Source organism: Borrelia persica No12 (assembly GCF_000500045.1).
GTDB lineage: Bacteria > Spirochaetota > Spirochaetia > Borreliales > Borreliaceae > Borrelia > Borrelia persica.
This window is the reverse complement of the sequence record NZ_AYOT01000044.1, coordinates 1-265: the sequence shown is the minus strand read 5'-3', so window position 1 is coordinate 265 and position 265 is coordinate 1. Positions and strand designations below refer to the sequence as shown.

Here is a 265-nt window from a genome sequence, read left to right as displayed (position 1 = left end):
AGACTTACAAGATGTTTTATCATCTGCAGTTACATCAGTAAAGGAGAATAAGAGAGGAGGCCTTTCAAATTTTTTGAATTTCTTTTCATTTACAGAAGAAGATAATTCTAATGTATCTGAGCTTGGAGAGTTAAATGGGAAATTAAGGCATGAACTTGAACAACTTAAATACAATCTTAATAATGACGGATTATTTTATAGTTCTTCAACAACATCATCATTAGAAGTAATTAAGTATGATATGACATATCTTAAAGAGGCCTTA

At 29.4% G+C, this 265-nt stretch carries 1 pseudogene; it reads left to right on the top strand.

From position 1 onward, the window contains the following. Positions 1-265: pseudogene (locus tag U881_RS12490) on the top strand (phage portal protein); the annotation flags it as partial.